Consider the following 16,275-nt stretch of genomic DNA (forward strand, 5'->3'; position numbering starts at 1 on the left):
GGAAGATGAATGATCTCTCCAAAAGATGGAACGAAAGAGAAGGATCTCTTCTCGGAAGAAACGGAACTGAAGCGCGACCTGGGGCTTCTGGAATCGTTCTCAATCGTGATCAGCCGCATCATTGGTTCAGGAATTTTTCGCACGCCGCAGCCGATTATGATGGCCGTAGCAGCAGTCAGCCTCTTTTATGGTGTATGGATTTTGGGCGGCATTGCGACTTTGTTGGGGGCTTTCTGTTACGCCGAACTGGTGGCGATGATGCCAAAATCGGGGGGCCCATACGCTTACCTCAAAGCCGCTTATCCGCCAGTGTGGACATTCTTGAGAGGCTGGGCCATGTTCTTTGTCTCAGAGACTGCTTCGATTGTGGCTGTCGCATTGGTATTCGCCGAATACAGCAGCTCGCTATTCCAGTTGCTGTTCGGTCATCCGATTGCTTACCCAATTGAAATTCTCATCGCCTTTTCGATCATCTGGTTGCTGACGATGCTGAATTGTTTTGGCGTGTTCTTCAGTGGCGTGCTTCAAAATATTTTTATGTTCATCAAATTGCTGGCGCTGGGAACCATCATTTCATTCGGCTTTGTTAAGGCAGGGAATATGATGCATTTTTCCAGCCCCCTATGGCCAGAGCAATTTGGTTGGGCCACCATGCTGGCTGTAGGGCAAGCCATGCGCTATGGATTTTTCGCTTACAGCGGCTGGGAAGGTGCGACCTATGTCGCAGAAGAGGTGAAAAATCCCCGCAAAAATCTCCCGCTATCGATTATTTTGGGTATCGTCGGCGTGATGTTGCTCTACCTTGCGGCCAACAGCGCCTATCTCTATCAATTGTCCCCTGAGCAGATCAAAGCCTCCCCAGAAGTTGCCACCAATATGATGAACGCTGTCGTTGGCACTGCTGGTGGCATGTTCATTGCGCTGGCCATCGCGCTGAACACATTCGGAAATGTCAATACCCAGATCCTGGTCAAAGCCCGGACCTGGTATGCCATGTCGCGAGATGGATTGTTTATCCCAGTGTTGGCAAAAATTCATCCCAAGTACCGAACCCCCAATCGCGCCATGATCGCTCAGGCGCTTTGGGCAACCGTTTTGCTCATGGGGGCTGCTTTCGCTGGCCGCGCGTATGAAACGATCATTGATTTCTTCTCATTCACTTCATCAATCTTTAACGTCTCAACCTTTGCGGCTGTGTTCATTTTAAGAAAAAAATATCCCAATGCCCCCAGACCTTACCGAGTTTGGGGCTATCCCTTCACACTGATCATCGTGCTGATCATTCAGCTTTGGTTTATGGGGGTGACATTATATACGGCCTTCGTCCCATCGCTTTTGGGTATGCTGCTAACTTGTTCGGGTCTCATTTACTATTATCGAGGGAAGCTTAAGTTATGGTGGCAGAGGCGATAATGAAAAAACTCAAGTTGCCATTGCTTTGACTGACAGGATTATCATCGACTAATGCTTGTAATTAGCATCGGCTAAATACCATTTGTATAGCCATCCAGATGCTATGCCACAATTCTGGTGAGATAATTTCCTTGAGCTGTTCTAATCTGCCATCGGGAAAATCTTGCCTGCGTAATTGCTGGGCAGGCTCAAATTTATTTAAATCTACTATCATCAAAACATGGAATACGGCTGACCCTTGCATGCAAGCACGCAGGGAACTGTTCACAGCACAATAATTTAAATGCCCCAGGCTAAACTCAGGAGCTAATTTTTTTGCCTGCTTAATTAGATAGGTGGGATTATTTTTCAGGAATTCTTCGGGCTCAAGACATTGACCCGAAACTCCTTTTCGATTGGCGATGTAGAAATTGATATAGGTGGCATAACTCTCATGAGTCGTTCTACAATTTCGAGTTAACTTAGCCAGAATCGACTGATATTGAGATGAATTCTCCACATGATGAATCAGATGAGCCTGAAAATGAAGAACAGTACCCTAAAGCGTGTTATTATTCAACTGTCTATGGAAATATTCGTGCAGGGAAATTAGCTCAGGGATGATCGATTGGGGAGCAGGATTAAATTTGACACCCGAATAGGTAAAATGATAGATCCCAAATTGTTCACCTGCTTCAATCTTGAATAACAAATCCTCAAGATTATGGTCGTTGTACTGCAGCATTCATGATCAGCCTGCAAACTATAGCTAAGTAACTAGATGGTTAGGAAGTTATTGTCATTCCCTGGCCTTTTAAGTCAATCATATCATCTTTGAAAAGCAACTAAATTTTGGTTTTTTAGATTAAGATTTGTCCATTGCCCGTAATACTCGTCTCCATCAATCGATATTCCATCTGATTCACAAACCCCATCTCCCTGGCATATTTTTCCTTCGCTGCGGTTACGGCATCATCGATCATGTAATCGCCTTTGATTTCGATTATGGTCCAGCTTCCGTCATTATTTTGCATCAGGAAATCAGGATAATATTTGCGCACGGTTTGGCTGATGGGATCGATGTAGCTGATAAAAAATTCTGATTCACCATGGGTGAGCATGCCTGTGAAGTAGAGTTTATTCACATTGCTTCGTTTTAATAAATCGAGAAAGAAAGTCTTCTCTGTCCCAGAATCGAAACAGTAGTTGTCCAGGTGAAAACTCTTCTGGATAAACTGCGTGATCGATGGTTCGTTATCAACCACCAGCAGTTCTTTTTTCACCAGCCAGGAATAGAAAATGGATTGTTTATAATTCGGTAGAATTAGGTTTGAAGATGGTCAACTATGAAATGCTTTTTATATCACAATAAAACCTCAAATCACAATTCGTACAAACCCGCCTCGGCCGCTGGGCGATCCCAAAATCCTTGCCTTCAATCCGCTGGATGATGGCATCAAAATTCAGGAGGGATGAATAAAAATGTTGTGTTAAGTGCGCTTCAAATTAACTTAAGCAAACGGCAAATCTTCGTAGCTGTTGTAAATCGATTGGGAATAATAGCAGCCCGAAATGAATGAATTCGGCAAATAATTCCAACAACATTTTGCGCTGTAATAATAAGTTAAATTAATCGAGCCTTGAATGCTAGCATGTCAGTAGTTGACAGATTTTATTTATCCCCAATGAGTGAGAAGTACAAAAATTAGTTGAGGCGAGAAAAGAAGCTCCCACAGAATTGAAATCCCACAGAAATGAATTTTGCTAATTTCTGAGACACTCCAATTCTATGGTAGATATACTTCTGCAAAATAGTAAAATTCATGTCATTCCGAACGGATCCGCCAACTGGCGGAGGAGTGAGGAATCTGTATATGGCATAAATATAGCTGATTAACCAGATTTCTCGCTTCACTCGAAACGACAAGATGTTGTATTTTACAGAACTCTAATGGGAGAATAAAAAAAATCGTTCCCCCTCTGATTAATGAAAAGGTTTAATCACCCGAATTACCCTAGTTACCCAATTACCTCAATTACCCAGTTATCCAATTACTTAATCCCCAACTTCATCCAGCCGATCGCTCCATAAAAACTTCCTTGTCTCTGCAACAATCACCCCGCTCAGTAGCAACAGCGAGATCAAATTGGGAATTGCCATCAGTCCGTTGGCAATATCGGCAAAGGACCAGACCGCTGGCATGGTGGCGACGGAGCCGACCATGACCATGACCACCCAAACCAGACGATAAGGGAGAATGATGCGAGTCCCAAATAGATATTCCGCTGCTTTTTCGCCGTAATAGGACCAGCCGAGAATGGTGGAAAAGACGAAGGTGAGCAAGCCAATGGTCAAAACGATAGGGCCGATGACGGGAATATCGGAGAACGCGGCTTTGGTGAGCGCTGCGCCAGAAAGGCCTTTGAGCCATTCATTGGAATTGACCAGCACCAATCCTGTCATGGCGCAGACGACGACCGTATCCCAAAACGTGCCTGTTGAGGATACCAGCGCCTGTCGGACGGGATTTTTGGTCTGTGCGGCAGCGGCGACGATAGGTGCGCTGCCCAGTCCTGATTCATTGGAAAAAAGACCGCGAGCAATGCCGTAGCGGATCGCCTCGCGAACGCCCGCACCGAGAAATCCGCCCAGAGCCGCATGTCCAGTAAATGCGCTCTCCAAAATTAATTTGATGGTATGCGGAATGGTCGAAGCACCCATGATCAGCAAGATGACGCATCCCATCACATAAAACACTGCCATAAATGGGACCAATCCTTCGCAGACCCGGGCAATAGATTTAATCCCGCCGAGGATGACGATAGCAGTAAGGCTCGTCATAAAAACCCCAGTGATCCAGGGCAAATATTGAATCAGCTCGGGGAATCTTGTCGTAATCCAGAGAGAGCCCTTAACTGTTTCAGTGACCATGGAGGCGATGGAGTTGGCCTGCACCATATTGCCAATGCCAAATGCGGTGACTGCGGTGAGAGCGGCGAAGATGATGCCCAGCCATTTCATTTTCAGTCCCCGTTCCAGGACGTACATAGGGCCGCCCGCCATCAAGCCTGATGGGGTGGTGATGCGATATTTGACGGAGAGCACGGCTTCGGCGTATTTGGTGGCAATGCCAAACACACCCGTGAGCCAGGTCCAGAGCACGGCGCCAGGTCCGCCAGCGGCAATGGCTGTGGCAACGCCGACGATGTTGCCCGTCCCGATGGTTGCTGCTAATGCTGTGGTGAGAGCGCCAAAATGGCTGACATCCCCAGCGCCTTCGGTCTGCCGGCGGAACGAAAGTTTAATGGCTTTTCCGATATATCGTTGAATAAATCGCAAGCGAATAGTGAGAAACAAATGAGTTCCAAATAGAAGCACAAGCAGCGGTATTCCCCAGACCCAGTTGCTAATCTTGCTTAAGAGTTGTTCTAAACCTTGCATGTCGATTCCTTTCCTATGAGTTTTTCCGCGGCAATTTGAAACGACGATTACTAATCAGACTGATTTCATCGCTTAAAGCGATGGAATCAGTCTGAGGGCAAATAATAAAAAAATTGTAGCCGAAAGTCAAGGAGAATCTCTAGGGAGATTGTAAGCGTTATGCATGGTCAAATAAAACCGCTGAAGCGATCTCAAAAAATCCATGATGCTGCGAGGAAGATGGGTGAATTACGGTGTGAATAACCAACTTGGATGAATTTGCGTGATGGTCTGAGCAGAAATACTCAAAAAATCTATTGCAAAATAGGTTAATTTTCTCTATATTTGGGCTTCATTTCTATCCGCTAATAAAAAATATCGCATGAGCAATTAAAATAGGAGCACCAAGGAGGGTCTCATGGCATCAACGGTGAACTGGCTGATTATTATCGGCGTTGTGCTTGTCTTGTTTATTCTGATTATTATTGCATTGGCGAAGCAATATCGAAAGGTTGGTCCGAACGAGGTATTGATCATTTCAGGTGGTCGAGTGCGAAAGGTAACAGATCCGGATGGAACAGTGAGGAAGATCGGTTATCGGATCAGTATCGGTGGCGGTACGTTTGTGAAACCATTTATTGAGCAGGTGCAGGTGCTGCCGCTGGAAATTTACACATTGAACATCAAGACCCCGGAGGTCTTAACGGCCCAGGGCGTGCATATTATCGCAGAGGCCACAGCACAAGTCAAGATCAGCAGTGAGGAGAGTGCGATCCGAAAGGCGGCTGAGCAGTTTTTAAGCAGCGGAGCGCAAGGGATCAAAGATGTATCTTACAGTGTGCTTGAAGGCTATATGCGGGCGGTGCTTGGGTCGATGACGGTGGAAGAGATTTATCAGAACCGCGAGAAGTTTGCAGCTCGGGTCATTCAGGAATCGCAAAAAGATTTTGCGCGCATGGGGCTGGAAGTGTTGTCGTTCGCTTTGAAAGATATTAATGACACGCAGGGATATTTAGCAGCGCTGGGACAGCCGCAGATCGCACAGGTGAAAATGAATGCTGCCATTGCTCAAGCTGAGACGGATAAGGAGGCATCGATTCGAGCCGCGCAGGCAAGAAAGGACGGCGATATTGCCAAATTGAAAGCTGAAATTGAAATTGCAAAGGCAAATCGGGATTTCGAGGCACAGCGAGCCCAATACCAAGCGGACATCAATCAGAAGCGGGCATTGGCTGATCTCTCTTATGATTTAGAGAAATATCGCATCGTTCAGCAGATCAAAAAAGAAGAGTCTCAGGTGAAATTGATTGAAAAGGAACAGGCGATCAAGATCGAAGAGATGGAGATTTTGCGGAAGGAGAAAGAATTGGAGGCTTCGGTCAAGAAAGCTGCCGATGCCAAGAAGTATCAAATGCAGGCAGAGGCAGAAGCTGAGAGTTATCGAATCGAGGCGGAGGCCAAAGCGCGCGCGGAAGCTTTGAAACTGCAAGGTCTGACAGAAGCTGAGCTGATTAAAGCCCGCGGCGCAGCCGAAGCCGAGGCAATGAAGCAAAAAGCAGAGTCTTGGAAGGATTATAACGAAGCTGCGATCTATAAAATGATCATTGATGCGCTGCCCGAGTTGGCCAGGGCAGTATCAGAACCGCTCTCTAAGATCGATAAGATCGTCATGGTCGGCGGCGGCGATGGATCAGTCGGCGTCTCGAAAATCACCGAACAAGTGGCCCAGGTGCTTGCCCAGTTACCGACCGTAGTGGAATCACTGAGCGGTGTCGATCTCAAAAAATTGCTAGAAAAGCTGCCAGGGCAGAAGAAAGAAAATGGATAGGGTTCAGTGATCAGTGATCAGTAATCAGTAATCAGTGATCAGTGATCAGTAATCAGTGATGAGGAATCAGTGATCAGGAAATAGCGGTCAGTTAAGAATTGCCATCTGGCAATCATCAATAGCTTGGTTTTCGTCACTGGGGTAGCAATAAATTGGTGTCAAACAAAAGGATTGATTTCATTGCTCCAAGCGATGGAATCAGTTGAGTCACGGAAATAGCACTTAATTTGTATCAAACAAAAGTGGAAAGAGAGATCGTTAGACTCATTATGGAATTGAGGCGGGCGATGGTAACTGGGTTTCAAATGAAGCTTAAGAAGGACAACTTTTTGTTTCTTTGATTCGCTTTTGCCTTTTCCCATTTGCTGTTTTCCTTTTATGTCTTACGTCATGTCATTCTGAAATCCGAAGTCAAGAAGGGAATATGATAGCAGATCGAATTCATGAAATTGCCTATTCTCCGACGTTGCGAATAAATGCCAAGGCTCAGGCGATGCGAGCGGAGGGGATTGATGTCATCGATTTAAGCGTTGGTGAGCCAGATTTTTCCACTCCAGATCATATTAAAGAAGCTGGGAAGCAAGCGATTGATAAGAATTTCACCAAATATACGGCCAATTCTGGGATGCCGGCGCTGAAGGAAGCGATCATTCGGCGCATCTATAATGATCATGGCGTGAAATACGAAAAAGATGAGATCATCATTTCCAGTGGCGGCAAAAATAGCCTCTATAATTTGGCCATGGCGATTTTCAACCCCGGGGATGAGGCGATTATTCCAGCGCCTTATTGGGTATCTTATCCAGAGATCGTCAATTTGGCCAAGGGAACGCCCGTCATTGTGCCGACCAGAGAAGAGAACGGTTTCAAATTAACGCCGAAAGATCTGAGCCGCGCTATCAATTCGCGGACCAAGGCTTTGATCATCAACAATCCATGCAATCCCACTGGCACGGTTTATTCTCGAGAGGAGTTAGAGGAGTTGGCTGAAATTGCAGTGGATGAAGGGCTTTTAATTATATCGGATGAAATTTACGACAAGTTAGTATACGATGGATTTCGCTTTTTCAGTATGGCGGCCTTGGGTGATAAGATCAAACGTCAAACCGTGGTGATCAATGGAGCATCGAAAGCGTATGCGATGACTGGCTGGCGGATCGGCTATGCGGCTGGTCCGAAGGAGATCATCGCAGCGATGGATAAGGTGCAAAGCCATAGTACCTCCAATGCGTGTACGATCTCCCAAAAGGCATGTATCGAGGCATTTGGCGGCCCACAGAATGAGATCAACAAAATGGTGTCCGAGTTTCAACGACGGCGAAACTACATGCATTATCGGCTGACCCAGATCCCGAAAGTCTCCTGCTACAAATCGCAAGGCGCATTTTATTTGTTCCCGAATTTTTCGGCCTATTACGATTATGCTTACGAGGGAACACAGATCCGCAATTCCAACGGGCTGGCCTATTATTTACTGAAAGAAGCGAAAGTGGCGGTGGTGCCTGGGGAAGCTTTCGGTGATGACAAATTCATTCGTTTCTCCTACGCCAATTCGATGGAAAACATCGAGAAGGCTATGGATCGGATCACCGAGGCGATGGCGCGGCTGGTACCGGTCAAAAAGGCGGAGCGAAAGCCACTTAACAATACCGTCACGAAACGAAAGACTTTTGTTGAGGTCGAACCGAATATTAGCTTGGAGATGCGCAATGCGCTGATGGCCGAATCCGAGGCTTTCATGACCTTCGAGGGCTATTACGAGTGGAATGTAAATATCGCCGGGATCGTGATCCAATTGCGCACCAATAGTCCCCATTTGTACGATTTCTGGGTGGAAAATTTCTATCCAGCGCAATTGGAGACCGATTTAGAACCCCACGCGATTATTTATGCAGTGAATTGGATCACTGGTCGTGAGCCACGCGCTTTTTACAATCAAGAATCCAGAACGGCTTTCTATTTCAAATCCGCGTTTTATCCGCAATTGCGCAGCCTGGCGCTGGGTATGGTGGCCGATATTACAGAACGGCTTTATAATTTGCATAGTGTGAGAGCGCAATCAGTGGATATCGGCGGAAAAGGTTTATTGTTAATGGGACCTCCAGGCACAGGCAAGATGGAGCAGTTTGCTGAGCTATTGAAGCAGCCGCAAGTAAAATTGCATTCCAACGATTTTGTGGTCGTCCGTTATATCGGCAGCGAGGCCATCGCCGATACCGTGGAGCGCAAATTTGCGTTCAATACCGATTTCGTCGAGAAATTCCCCCAGATGGTGCCATTGTTCGATCTCAGCAAATGTGAAAATGTAGTGACCTCGAAAGATGAATGCACCAATGAAAAATGCAAACGGGAGGACAACTGTCGGCTGGACCGGGGAGCCCCATATTGTTTTTCGGCCTCAAAAATCTCGATAGCTATGCTCGATCCTTATTGGCTAGGAGGCCCAGAGCGACATGTGAAGCGGACCAAGGTAAACTGGGTGTTATTGTTCCGAAAGGATCCGATTTCTCCAGCGATTGTCAAGTTGAATCCAGAAGAGGCGCTGAAGATATTGGAGGAGGGACGTGCCCAGAGCAGCTATGGGGGGATGCAGAGCGTGCCGTTTTTCAACCCCCATCTCTTAGTCCGTTCGATGGATCGGATGGAATTGCAAAAGCGCTATTTTCAACAGTTATTAAAAATAGCGCCCTGTTATATGATCAATTCAGCCTTGGAGACGCCTGATCAGATAAAAGCGAGGATTGCTGCAATTATCGCCGGGGATGAGGCAGCAGCATTACAATAGCGAACCGATGGGGAGCAGCAAGAGGATTTTTAGCATGCCCGGAGCTAAATCCGCTTGCTGCGCCTCGTATTTGATTTTCCCTCTCCTTTTTTGCCGCTTTTGTTAGAAAATCTCGCTTCCTGCACTTTGATAATTTGATCATCGATCGATCCTTGATCCCAATCTTCTATCGCTTGACGGGCGGCCTCCTTATCATCCATTTTCACAAAAGCGTAGCCGCGCGACCGATTGGTGATTTGATCGCGGATGATCTTGACACTATTTACTTTGCCATATTCCTCGAACATCTCGACAAGTTCATCTTCCTCGAAGTCCTGTGGCAAATTTCCAACATAAATGATCATATTCACTCCCTTGTTTTAATAAATTAAAGCTCTGCAGTATGAGCAAATTGAGAATAAGCGGATATCATTTTATTCGGCCGCGAGAGTCTCTTTTACCTCACAGATCAACGAGCCAAGAGACCCCGACATTCCCAGGTATGACGCCAATATGAATTCCCTGAATTTTGCAGAAGCTTATTAATAAATTCCAACTTTTGCACAATGGATAGGTTCGTTATTTCGCTCCAACAAGTACTTGAGAGACAGATCGGAATCACAAAGTCTTTTTGTGCACATTTCTATTCAATTTTTCGATGCTGAAGGCATGAATTTCCCTCTGCCGCCAATCAGCTTCAGAACGGGTGCTCTGATCTTTCGGATCAGAAAGCAAGATATTATGATATTGGACAATTGGATTGAGTTATTTGCGAAGGAAACGCATCGCGAAAAAGTATACTAACCCAAATGGGCGGAAAAATCATCAATCCAGCTATCGAGCAGCCAGCCAATTGGTCGACCAGCGATGCTTTGCAGAGATTAATATCGGTTCTGCCATGTGCTATTGCGCCGACCTGGGCTGCTCGAATCGCGACGTTTATCGGTTCGTTGTCGCGCTTCATTAACGACAATGCGTTTACCTTTGAGTTCGGTATTATTCAATTCGTCCATAGCGGTTAGCGCATCCTGCTGGACTGGCATCTCAACAAAGCCAAATCCGCGACTGGCTTTCGTGTACCTGTCCGTGATGACCTTTGCCGAGGAGACTTCACCGTAAGTTTCAAATGTCTGACGCAAATCGTCGTCTGTGACTTTCTCTGATAAATTGCCAATGTAGAGGTTCATGATATGCTCCTTGTGAGTTTGAATGAAATTTGTGAGAGATGATTATGCTAACTATCTTGTTTCTGACGCCTTCTCCCTTGCTCCAGCTCAAAACTGATCGATGAATAAACGGAGCCACGCTGAAAATCCATCAGAAGCTGGTGACCAACGAATCCTTCAATGAAAATTCTTACCCTCGATCAATAAAGACATGCTTCGTTGATGGTCCAGCAATCATATGATGGAACGATCAGAATGACTGGATAGTCTTAAATCATTACCCAGTTCCAGTTGGCATATCGCTATCTCCGCAGTCAGAAGGAAGCCAAGAAAAGTGAATCCTGGAACGAAGGGAGGGACTTTTTACTTTTTATCTGCACTATTTTTTGTGTCCAATTTGAATACAAAATTTTCCTTGCGATCTGAGAACGATTTGCTGAGCAGAAGCATCTTATTCGCGAGGAGGCAGGCAGAGTAATTCATATAAAAGCCCAACCAAATTTGTTGGGCGCTTCGGCGTAAAATATTTTCTTATCGAATAGAAGCTTTCAAACCTTGGAGGCAGTCTTAGAGAATTGCAAGCTGGAGCTCTCAGTTGAAGCGGCTATGAAAATATTTCTTATCACTCAATCAATTTGGACTGGAGCAATATACGAATATCTTTTGTCGAAGTCAAGAAGTATTTTCGAAAAATTTATTCCAATGATTGTGAATTTAATTTGCTGATGAGGTGTGAAACCAATTTTTAATGATTCGTGATGGCATTCAAGAACCGATTATCCTGAAAATTGGATTCCATTAAAGCTGTTCATCATAGAAAGGATCCGCGATATGGATGTCAGGTTTTTACTGACAGAAATCTATTCATTTGTGAATATCTGGGGTAAAAGCAACTCCTAGATTTGCAGGAGTGACATTTGTATGTTCTGATTTTGCATCTCTTGATTATTTTAAAACAAATGGAACTTTACCTCAACAAATGAATTCAATATTCGATCATTTCAATTGGTGGAAAAAGATTGGGAGCTCCGCGGCGTTATTGTTCTATTTAAAGGATTAGACAGATGAATCAAATTGGCGTGCTGCTCCCAAAATGACTTGACGAAAAGGTGGAAATTATGAATCAGCAGATGGTGGATTTAAGGCGGGATGTGGTAGAGCCCAGTTTTCAGCAGCCAGTGGTAGTGGATTTTTGGGCGGAATGGTGTTCGCCCTGTCGGATGTTAGGTCCGATTTTAGAGAAGTTAGCTAAACAAGCCAATGGTCGCTGGAAATTGGTGAAGATTGATACGGAGACGCAGCCGGATATTGCGATGCAATTCGGCATTCAAAGTATTCCGGCGGTAAAGATGGTTTATCAAGGGCAAATTATTGCTGAGTTTGTGGGTGCACTGCCAGAGGCCCACGTCGTGAGATGGCTGGAGGAAAACCTGCCCACAAAATCGAAAGATGCCCTCCAACAGGCCATGGAAGCCCTGGAATTTGGCGATCTCCAGCGAGCCAAACAGTTGCTGCAGTACTCCGTGAACCAGGATGAAAATAATCTCGATGCAAAAGTGATGCTCGCTCGCATTCTGTTTTTAGAAAATCCTGATAAAGCGATTAAACTGGTGGAAAAGGTAGATGAGGCGCATCCAATGTTCGATCAGGTCGATGCCATGCGGGTGTTGCAGCGGCTGATGAATTCATCTAAAGATCTCGGAAAAGAGGCAAAACAAGGTCATCCAGAGGCCTGGTCCCTGTATCTTAAAGGGATCGACGCGTTGAAAAAACGCGATTTTGAAACGGCGCTGGAATCCTGGATCGAATCCATCATCATCGACCGCAAAGTCGATGACGATGGAGCCCGCAAAGCCTGTGTCTCCTTGTTTAAAATACTAGGAAATGAGCATCCATTGACCCAAAAATATCATCGGAGATTTTCTTCAGCGCTTTTTTGATCATTAAGGAGGACTCCTTCACTGCCAAATACGTGAACTTCCTGAATTATGATCATTCGCATGCTTGCGATAAACCTAATGTGATTCATTTTTGATGTGAGATCTCTTTACAATCGGTTTGGCTAAATTTGTTCTGAATTCTATGATAAAAATTTTGAGCATGAACATTTCAATCAATGAATCATTTTCGCCCTTTCGAGGGCGATTTTTATTTTATTCTTGATTTGCATATTGAATCCAATCTGCATCATACCGAAAATATGTCATGGAGAGTTCCGAGTTAGGGCGAAAGCTTTATCTCAAGGAAAAATTTCTATGCTATCTCCTCCCACATTTATGGCTATTCCCCCTACGCATATCCAGATAAATTTCGCGCTTCCTTATAATCCCTGAAAAAAAGGTTGTTATTTTGAACTAATTTAATTAAATTACAATCTCATTTTTGCTCATTAAACTGAGTTCATCGCTCCAAGTGATGGAATCAAAATCGCACTCATTGAAACATTAGATCCGCTGCTATGAAAGAGCAATTTTCACTCATTGGCAACCCCATCCCTCGCCAGGATGCCCGCACCAAAGTCACGGGTCAGGCCATGTTTGCGGATGATTATAACCTGCCTGGTCAGCTTTTTGGGGTGATGGTTCGCCTGCCTGTGGCTCATGCCAGAATTCATCGTATCGACTATTCTGCTATTCACTCGGATCCTGCCATTGTAGCCATCTGCGATAGCAATGATATCCCTGGCGCCAAAAAAGTGGGCGTGGTGAAGGCCGATCAGCCGATCTTCGCCTTCGAGAAAATCGTGACTCCAGGCGATGTTGTCGCCATGCTGTTAGGCGAGTCCGAAGAGAAATTATTTCCGTTACGAGACAAAGTTCGGGTGGATTATGAGCCACTGCCTGGGCTCACCGATCCCAGGCTGGCCCTGGCGCCCGATGCGCCATTGATCCATCCCGAAACGGGCACCAATTTGATCGTCCATCATCCGCTGCGCAAGGGCGATGTGGAGCAGGGATTTGCCAAAAGCGATTTCATCATCGAGCAGACTTACACCACGCCATGGATCGAACACGCCTACCTGGAGCCCGAGGCGGTGCTGGGCTATCCCGTCAAAGGCAGGGATGAGATCAAAATCATCGGGAGCATTCAAAATCCGTACACGGCTCGGCGGATTGTGGCGGCGGCGCTGGGCTGGCCGCTGGCTCGGGTGCGGGTGGAACAGGCTGAATTGGGTGGCTCATTCGGCGGGAAGGATGACATCATGGATATTCTGGCCGCCCGTGCCGCTATTGGGGCGCTGAAGACGGGACGTCCCATTAAAATCCGCTATCGCCGTGAGGAATCCATCCTCGAATCCTACAAGCGCCATCCCTACATTATGCACTACAAAGTCGGCTTCAATCGGGATGGCAAAATCATCGCCATGAAGATAGACATTCTGGCCGATGGGGGAGCCTATGCCTCCATGAGCCCATTCGTCACGTGGCGCACTGTGGTTCAGGCCACTGGGCCGTACGAGATCGAACATGTCTGGACCGATGTGCGGGCGGTTTACACCAACAATCCCTACACAGGTGCCATGCGGGGCTTTGGCTCGCCGCAGCCGATCTTCGCCCAGGAGTCGCTCATCGACGAGATCGCCATCCAATTGGGCAAAACGCCCGATGAGATTCGGCGCATCAATGGGCTGCGGCTCGGCTCGATCACGGCCACAGGGCAGCGGCTGGAAAATCATGACGTGAATCTGATCGACATTCTGGATCGGGCCGTGGCGACGACCGATTTTCGTTTAAAATGGCAAAAGAATCAAGATGAAAATAATTGGAAACAAATAGGCGAATGGCTCCGCCAGCTAGCCTCTGGCGATGGAACGAATTTGATTCTGCGGCCCAGCGATTTTCTACCTGCCGATGAGACAATTAAAAAGGGGATTGGGCTGGCGATGAGCTATCGGGGCTGCTCGCTAGGCGCCGAGGGCATCGATGCGGCGGCGGCCTACCTTTCGGTGCAGACGGATGGCTCGGCGTATCTGATTTCGGGCCTGGCGGAGAACGGCCAGGGCTTGCGCACCACGTTTTCCATCATCGCTGCCGAAGTGCTGGGGATCGAAGTGGAGGATATTTGTTATCTGGAACAGGATACAGGCCTGGTGCCCGATAGCGGTCCCACCGTGGCCTCCCGTTCAACTATCATGGGCGGCGGCGCTGTGAAAGCGGCGGCAGATATCGTTCGAGTTCGGTTGGAACAATTGGTTAGAAGTGAATGGCAACTCGATCCGTCTCAGAAACTGATCTTTCGCCATCGAGAGATCTGGCTGGAGGATGATCCGCAGCATCGCATCTCATTTGCCAATTTATGCAATCTGGCATATCAAAAGGGAATCTGCCTGGCCGCCATTGGCTGGTATCCAGGCCCCAAAGTCGATTGGCACGAGTCCACGGGACAGGGGCAGGCCTATTTCACGTACGTCTACGGTTGCCAGGTAGCCGAGGTGAGCGTGAATATTGCTACGGGGGAGGTTTATGTGGAGCGAGTGGTAGCGGTGCACAACCCTGGCACGGTGATCAACCTGTTAGGCGCCCAGGGGCAAATTTACGGCGGCGTCACCCAGGGAGCGGGCTATGGCTTGTGGGAGGAAATTTCCAGCCAGGACGGTTTCATTCGGGAGTTGAATTTCGACCAGTACTTGATTCCCACCAGCAAGGACATCGGCGAGATCGTGCCGATCTTCATGGAGGGGAGGGATTGCTACGGTCCCTGGGGCGCCAAGTCGCTGGGCGAGCCCGCCATGGAGCTGACGGCGGCGGCCATTGCCAATGCCGTGCGTAATGCCGTGGGCGTGCGCTATTTTCATCTGCCGCTGAATTTGGAGGAAATATTCTTGCGCCGCAAATTGCGGCCAGCCGATTTAGGAAGGGGGAGTGCGAGATGATACCTGCCATCGAATACATCCGTCCTCGAACGCTCAATGAAGCATTAGCCACCCTTAAGGAAAACAATGGCGAGGCAGCCGTTTTGGCAGGCGGCACTGATATCGTCCCTGGCCTGCGGCAAGGCAGCCGCAGATTTGGATCGATCAAAAAGTTGGTCGATATCGGTGCGATCGCTGAGCTGAAAGGGATTGAATGGGATGGCAGGCAGATGAAAATCGGCGCTGGCACCACGTTTTCTGAGCTGAGCCAAAATGGGTCGTTGCGGGAGCATTTTCCATTGCTGGCGCAGGCGGCCCAGGGGATCGGCAGCGTGCAGATCCGCAATCGGGCGACCATCGGGGGCAATTGCTGCAACAATGCGCCCTGCGCCGATAGCGTGCCACCACTTCTGGTTTATGAAGCCAGCCTGCGGATTCTCTCACGCCATCGGGAGCGGGTCATTCCGCTGTCCGAATTTTTATTGAAACCCTATCGCACCCAACTTGCACCCGATGAGCTATTGGCCCAGATCATCCTGCCCGCCCTGCCCGATGGCTATCGAGGCCAGTTCTACAAATTGGGCCGACGGCGGGGCGTGGCCATCAGCCGCATCACGCTGGCGCTGCTGATTAAAATTGGCGAGGGTGTGATCGAGGATCTTCGCATTGCCAGTGGAGCAGTAACCCCCATCGGAGTTCGATTCCATGAATTGGAAGCTGAGGCCCGAGGCAAACCCTGTTCAGATGAGCTATTCCGCCATCTCGCTACCAGACTGGGCGAGCTTGTTCTGGAGAAAACGGGCCTGCGCTGGTCCAGCGCCTACAAATTGCCCGTGGTGCAGCAGGTGTTTT

The 16,275-nt window shown here is 47.5% G+C and carries 10 protein-coding genes; 6 read left to right on the forward strand and 4 right to left on the reverse strand.

Annotated features, from left to right (window positions below; genetic code table 11):
• The first annotated feature begins 9 nt into the window (after positions 1 to 9).
• Positions 10 to 1,413, forward strand: a complete 1,404-nt coding sequence (locus tag ONB37_16180) for an amino acid permease (protein ID MDZ7401694.1) — start codon at positions 10 to 12, stop codon at positions 1,411 to 1,413.
• Positions 1,414 to 2,252: 839 nt separating this feature from the next.
• On the opposite strand, the gene ONB37_16185 is transcribed toward ONB37_16180, so the two are convergent.
• Positions 2,253 to 2,657 carry a hypothetical protein gene (locus ONB37_16185; GenBank protein ID MDZ7401695.1) on the reverse strand — a complete coding sequence of 135 codons (405 nt, stop codon included), beginning with the start codon at positions 2,655 to 2,657 and terminating at the stop codon, positions 2,253 to 2,255.
• Between the two features lie 791 nt (positions 2,658 to 3,448).
• The gene (locus ONB37_16190) at positions 3,449 to 4,834 is read right to left on the reverse strand and encodes a sodium:alanine symporter family protein (GenBank protein MDZ7401696.1); all 1,386 of its coding nucleotides are present in this window, start codon (positions 4,832 to 4,834) and stop codon (positions 3,449 to 3,451) included.
• Positions 4,835 to 5,231: 397 nt separating this feature from the next.
• On the opposite strand from ONB37_16190, the gene ONB37_16195 reads away from it, so the two are divergent.
• Positions 5,232 to 6,641 (forward strand): SPFH domain-containing protein, encoded by a 1,410-nt coding sequence (locus ONB37_16195; protein ID MDZ7401697.1) that lies wholly within the window; start codon positions 5,232 to 5,234, stop codon positions 6,639 to 6,641.
• 424 nt (positions 6,642 to 7,065) lie between these two features.
• Entirely contained in the window at positions 7,066 to 9,426 is a 2,361-nt protein-coding gene (locus tag ONB37_16200; GenBank protein MDZ7401698.1) for a pyridoxal phosphate-dependent aminotransferase, read from the forward strand.
• Positions 9,427 to 9,470: 44 nt separating this feature from the next.
• Here the strand turns inward: ONB37_16200 and ONB37_16205 are convergent, their stop codons facing one another.
• Together ONB37_16205 and ONB37_16210 are read right to left on the reverse strand one after the other, a co-directional pair.
• Positions 9,471 to 9,770: an RNA-binding protein gene (locus tag ONB37_16205; protein MDZ7401699.1), complete on the reverse strand. Its 300-nt coding sequence runs from the start codon at positions 9,768 to 9,770 to the stop codon at positions 9,471 to 9,473.
• A gap of 516 nt (positions 9,771 to 10,286) precedes the next feature.
• On the reverse strand, positions 10,287 to 10,592 hold the full coding sequence (locus ONB37_16210; GenBank protein MDZ7401700.1) for an RNA-binding protein: 306 nt from the start codon (positions 10,590 to 10,592) through the stop codon (positions 10,287 to 10,289).
• Positions 10,593 to 11,689: 1,097 nt separating this feature from the next.
• Here ONB37_16210 and trxA point away from each other — a divergent pair.
• The 3 genes from trxA to ONB37_16225 form a co-directional block, all read left to right on the forward strand.
• Entirely contained in the window at positions 11,690 to 12,511 is an 822-nt protein-coding gene (gene trxA / locus ONB37_16215) for a thioredoxin (protein ID MDZ7401701.1), read from the forward strand.
• A gap of 518 nt (positions 12,512 to 13,029) precedes the next feature.
• A complete protein-coding gene (locus ONB37_16220; protein MDZ7401702.1) occupies positions 13,030 to 15,444 on the forward strand; it encodes a xanthine dehydrogenase family protein molybdopterin-binding subunit in 2,415 nt (804 codons plus the stop codon).
• Positions 15,441 to 16,275, forward strand: an 835-nt coding sequence (locus tag ONB37_16225; GenBank protein MDZ7401703.1) for a xanthine dehydrogenase family protein subunit M, incomplete at its 3' end; no start/stop codon positions are given. The genes ONB37_16220 and ONB37_16225, both read left to right, overlap by 4 nt.

The sequence above is a fragment of the candidate division KSB1 bacterium genome, assembly GCA_034506395.1.
In the GTDB taxonomy this organism is placed as follows: domain Bacteria; phylum Zhuqueibacterota; class Zhuqueibacteria; order Thermofontimicrobiales; family Thermofontimicrobiaceae; genus Thermofontimicrobium.